Consider the following 4,830-nt stretch of genomic DNA (forward strand, 5'->3'; position numbering starts at 1 on the left):
GGAGGTCATGGTCAGCTGCACCATGCCGTAGCCGGCGTGCAGCGAATGACTGATGGCCGGCATTGCCGGCGTGTATTCGGTGTCGCCGAACGGCCCCACGGCCATCATCAGCGCCAGCAGGGACAAGGCGGGCTGCGCGACCTGTCGGTGGGTGCGTTTGGAGCTCAAGTGGCTTCCATGTCTGGAGCGCACGGAAGCAGATGAAGCGGGCAAATGAGCGTGTTGATGAGCTTTTTCATCCTCATCCATTGGATACCAAGCCCGGCAAACGCGTCAATGTGCGCTTTGCCTCGGAGGGTCATCCGGTTCGCCCTGCGCGATCGGCATTCCGGGGTGAAACAGAATTGAAGTGTAGAACGTCGCGCCACGTTTGCTCTTCTGAAGTGATAGTTCCGCATGGAAGCGAAGCCAACGTGCTCCAAAGAGCAACAGGTTTTTACGTACAACCCACACCGCCAAGAAGCCAGACGCAAGCCAACTCAAAGGCGATAGGTTTCGGCTTCGCCCACGATCGCGCCGTTCTGGACCAGTTGCAGGCGACTGAAGCGCTCGCACATTTCGTTGGTGTTGACCGGATGCAGGAACACCATGTCGCCGATGTCGAGCCGTTCGGTGCACCGGATGGGCAATTGTGCCTCGGCGGAGCCGTGCAATTCATCCAGGTAGGCTCCGTCGGGCAGGTAGGGTCGTGGCAGCGACTGCGTACCGGCAGTACGCGAAGCGGTGTAGCCACCGACAAGGCAGGTATAACGATCCTCGCCTGGCTTGCGTATGATCTCGGCGGCATAACCGGCCGCGGGAATATCCTGCTCGTCGTCGGGGTCAAGACCAAACAGCGCTGCACCCACGGAGATCTCCGTCACTGCGGCGTGACTGGCATTGAAGGACATGCTGCCGGCGCCACCGCAGTTCACCAGAAAGTCTTCATGACCTTGCGCCTGCAGCGCCTGGACCATCTCATGACGGCGCGCCTGCACCCGGGCGGCATTGCGTTTGCTCAGGGCCGCTTTGTCGCCTCCGCCGCCGGATGACATCCATTCTGCAAAGTGATTGCGTTGGGTCTCGTGGGTCAGCACACCGCGAAAGTACACGCCCGGCGTTTCGTCGATGCGCTGCACCAGTCGCAGCAACGCCTCGTTGGACCGAATCGGCGAGCGTCGTGCCGGACCTTCGAGCCCGGCACGCGCAATCGACATGTCCAGTTCCACGCACAACGGGACGCGGGCATCCCTGCGGCTGGCGATCTTGGAGATCGCCTCCAGATGGGCTGGCGAATCGACCGTCAGCGTGATCTGATGTGCCGCTTCTATCGCCGCGCAGACCCGTTCCAGCGCCTTGGACTGCACTGTCGGGCACGTCACCAGCATGTCGGACATATCGTCCATGTCCAGCAGACGGATGGCTTCAGCCACGGTCGAGCATTTCACGCCGTGGAAACGCGGACTGGACCGCATCACCCGCTGAATGATGCCGGGACACTGAAGCATCCGTGCGTCCACGCGCAGCTTTTTGCCGCCAGTGCGCTTGAGAATGCTACGAATGTTGCGCTCAAGAAGATCAAGATCGAGATAACACAGCGGTAGAGCGTGTCCGGAAAACACGTCCTGGTAGTAGGCATGGTCGTGCTTTGCCCGGCTGCGTGCGGCCGGATGGGGTTTCAGCTGATCCGACAACACGGCTTGTGCCTTTTCGCGCAACCGCCTGGCTGCGGCACGGTCGCCTCCATCGGGAGGGATCGCCTTGAACGCACGCACCGACAAGCTTCCCGGCCAGGGGAGGAATCGGCCTTCCGGAAGAATCTTGCGGGCGCCGTCGATCGCCACCGGCACGACCGGTGCATCGGTCTTTGCCGCCAGATAGAACGCCCCATCGCGGAAAGGCAACATGCCGGCATCGGTGGAAAAAGTCCCCTCGGGGAAAATCGCCAGGGATTCGCCAGCCTGCAGTGCTTCCAGCAATTCAAGCGTATCCCGTCCGGCCCGGACGGCCGGCTCGCGCTCGACGAAACGGCAACCGATGCGGCGCAAGAACCATCCGATGAACGGGACCTCGGCCATCTCGTGCTTGATCACCGCAGAGAAATGCGGTGGCAGCGCGGCGATCAGCGCCAGGCCATCCAGATAGCTGCGGTGATTGGCGATCACCACGCAAGGCTGGTCCGGCAACGCGCCCAGGCCCTTGCGTCGATAGGGCATCGCGGAGAGGAAAAACAGGATCCGCAAGGTCCAGCGCGCGACCAGGCGGCGCAAGCCAAGAGTCGGCATCGCCAACGCAATCAGGCCGCCGACAAACAGGCACGCGATGGTCACTGCCACGGCATAAAATCCGTAGATGCTGTAGACGAGCAGAATCACCGACTGTTTCAGTTTTTTCATCGGTCACCTCGTTCTTGTAATCTCTTATGCCTTTTGAGCCTATCTGATCCAGGGCGCGACTTCACATGCGCACCCCATGGAAAACAGCCTGCAGCAGCACGCTCCAGCAGGCGTCTTGGACTCGCGGTTTTCGCCCGCATCCCGTCGAAATTCCGCGGAGATGGCCTATATGGCAGGGGGTCCACCATGCATGCACTGCGCGCATCGTCATCGCAGTATGGTGATGTCCTGCCCCCCGGACAGGGTCCATGGCTGCCCCTTGTTCCGGTGCTGGGGCCGAAGGCTCGATCACTGCCTCACATGCCGGCCTGCTCCACCGCAGTTGGAACGCCCGCGCAGCAGCAGGTAGGCTTGTGGCATGGGCATGGCCGAACGTATCTACCGGACCGTGGTGGCCACCGACCAGAGTGCGCGACCGTCAAGCAAGACGGACGACGCACAACGCCGCGCCGAACCGCGCAATTTTTTCCTGTTTGTCGGCAGCCACTTCCTGACCAAGCTGGGCGATGCACTCAGCAACCCCAAGACCACGTTGACCTGGCTGGCCGGAACGCTGGGCGTGCCGGGATGGATGACGGCGCTGCTGGTGCCGTTGCGCGAATCAGGCAGCATGCTGCTGCAGATCGGGCTGGCCGGCAGCGTACAGCGCTTTGCGCATCGCAAGTGGGCCTGGTCGCTGGGTTCGCTGCTGCAGGCGGCCAGCATGTTCGGCATGGCACTGTGCGCACTGTTTCTGCGCGGACGCACGGCCGGCCTGGTCCTGCTGGGCCTGCTGGCGCTGTTCGCGCTTTCGCGCAGCCTGTCCTCGGTGGCCTCCAAGGACGTGCTCGGGCGCACCCTGCCCAAGCAACGCCGCGGACGCGCGACCGGCTGGGCGGCCAGTGCCGCGGGCGTGGCCACACTGGGCATCGGCGCGGGCGCTATGCTGCTGGGGCCGGATACACTGAACGCCACCGGCTACGCCGCACTGCTCACCGGCGCGGGCGTGCTCTGGCTGCTGGCCGCACTGCTGTTCACGGCCGTGCGCGAACCCCGCGCAAAAAGCGACGGCGAAGACAGCCAGACCCGCCTGCGCATGCTGTTCCGCGATGCGCAGCTACGCCACTTCGTGATCGCACGCGCACTGTTGATGTGCACGTCCCTGTCTGCGCCCTATTACGTGATGTTGGCCCAGCATCACCTGGGGCACTCTCCACGCCTGCTGGCGGCCTTCATTGTCGCCGAGGGCCTCGCCTCGATGTTGGGCGGCCCGGTCTGGGGCCGGCTGGCGGACCGTTCCAGCCGCCAGGTCATGGTCATCGGCGGCCTGGGCGGTGCGGGACTGGGCGCGACGCTGGCCGCGGCCAGCCTGTGGTGGAACGGACTGCTGGCGCTGGCCTGGGTGATGCCGTTGATGTTCTTCGCGCTCTCGCTGGCCCACCAGGCGGTGCGTACCGGCCGCAAGACCTACGTGGTGGACATGGCCGAAGGCGACCAGCGCACCAACTATGTGGCCGTCAGCAACTCGGCCATCGGCGTGTTGCTGCTGACGGTGGGCGGGGCGATGGCCGCGCTTTCGGCCTGGTCACTGGCAGCGGTGCTGGCGGCACTGGCCTTGATGGGCCTGTGCGGCGCGGTGCTCAGCCTGCGCCTGCCCGAAGTCGAGACCGAAGACACCTAGCCGTCCAAGTCGCCGCGCCACAAACCACTGACCTGCAAGACCACTGCCCACTGCGGATATTTGCGCTGTTTGGACCATGCGTGCATGGATCCACAGGTATGGCCGCGTATCGCCAATCGCCGTGTGCCGGTATGGTTACCGAAGGCGCACGGGGCCTGTACCGCCTTCGCTGCCCTGGCCTCGCGGGAGGCATGCGGTCTGTTGCGCAGCGCCTGCGCAATCCGCCACGGCACCACGGTGCACGCGCTGGCAGGACACCGCCTCGGATCGCCAGGCAAGAAAAAGGCGCCGAGGCGCCCTTTTCCGAGATGGCATGCCGGGTGATGCTCAACGCACCTTGAACAGTGTCGGCGACCAGTTGCCGCTCAGGTACGATTCCTGACGCTTGCGGTGCATGCGCTCGATGGCTTCGGTGCGCTGTGCCTCGGCCCAGTCGACCCGGTTCAGGGTAAGTTTGGCGTTGTCCTCGCCGCGGCGCCTGGCTTCGTTCTCGCGCCAGGACCGGAAGCCTTCGTAGGCCTCGATCTCGTGCGTGAGATCGCGCGCGCACAGCTCGATCATGATTGCATCGTCGAGAAAACCCAGTACAGGTATGTCGTCCGGGATAGCGTCGTCGGGACGTGCATTTTAGGTCCACGCCGAGAGCACATTGGCGCGGTCCTCGTCCGGCAGTCCTAAGCCGACGTCCTCGACCATGGCGATAAGGGTTTCCAGCGTGGTCAGGCGCGAAGAGACGAACTCCGGGAGTTCGGCGGCATCGGTTCGTTCCAGCAGTTCACGCGAGGCCTCCACGAT

The 4,830-nt window shown here is 63.9% G+C and carries 3 protein-coding genes; 1 reads left to right on the plus strand and 2 read right to left on the minus strand.

The window, feature by feature from the left end; genetic code table 11:
* Positions 1-479: 479 nt before the first annotated feature.
* Positions 480-2,375 (minus strand): 1-acyl-sn-glycerol-3-phosphate acyltransferase, encoded by a 1,896-nt coding sequence (locus PF446_RS01350; RefSeq protein ID WP_298068942.1) that lies wholly within the window; start codon positions 2,373-2,375, stop codon positions 480-482.
* A 364-nt stretch (positions 2,376-2,739) separates the two neighbouring features.
* Between PF446_RS01350 and PF446_RS01355 the strand changes: the two genes are divergently transcribed.
* Positions 2,740-4,035, plus strand: a complete 1,296-nt coding sequence (locus tag PF446_RS01355; protein ID WP_298068944.1) for an MFS transporter — start codon at positions 2,740-2,742, stop codon at positions 4,033-4,035.
* 327 nt (positions 4,036-4,362) lie between these two features.
* Here the strand turns inward: PF446_RS01355 and PF446_RS01360 are convergent, their stop codons facing one another.
* A complete protein-coding gene (locus PF446_RS01360) occupies positions 4,363-4,596 on the minus strand; it encodes a hypothetical protein (protein ID WP_298068946.1) in 234 nt (77 codons plus the stop codon).
* Positions 4,597-4,830 lie beyond the last annotated feature (234 nt).

It is taken from the genome of Oleiagrimonas sp., assembly GCF_027858935.1.
GTDB lineage: Bacteria > Pseudomonadota > Gammaproteobacteria > Xanthomonadales > Rhodanobacteraceae > Oleiagrimonas.